The organism is Bacillus sp. SIMBA_005 (assembly GCF_046535585.1).
Classification (GTDB): domain Bacteria; phylum Bacillota; class Bacilli; order Bacillales; family Bacillaceae; genus Bacillus; species Bacillus pumilus.
The window spans coordinates 1-261 of sequence record NZ_JAWRWI010000633.1 but is presented as its reverse complement, the minus strand read 5'-3'; the positions used below and the strand labels follow the sequence as shown (position 1 = coordinate 261).

1 protein-coding gene is annotated in these 261 nt (G+C 69.3%); it reads right to left on the bottom strand.

Features of this window, described 5'->3' with window-relative positions; translation table 11 throughout:
- Positions 1–227: hypothetical protein (locus SB660_RS21615; protein WP_410584470.1), on the bottom strand; the 227-nt coding region annotated here is incomplete at its 3' end.
- Between the last annotated feature and the right edge of the window lie 34 nt (positions 228–261).

Below are 261 nucleotides of genomic sequence, written 5' to 3'. Positions count from 1 at the left end.
CCCGGGCCGAGCTCCGCGCACGTCCCGATGATGCCCGCGAAGAGCGTCACGAACAGGATGATGCCGATGATGTACAGCAGGGTGATGACCGCGCCGACGATGATGCCCGCGATGGCGATGCCCTTGGGGGCGCCGGCCTTGCCGAGCTTGACGGCCGCGACGATGCTGAGGATCAGGCCGATCGGCGCCGCGACGAAGGCGAGCACCAGGCCGATGATCGACAGCACGCGCCCCGGAGGGGAGACCGGAGCTGCAGCGTAG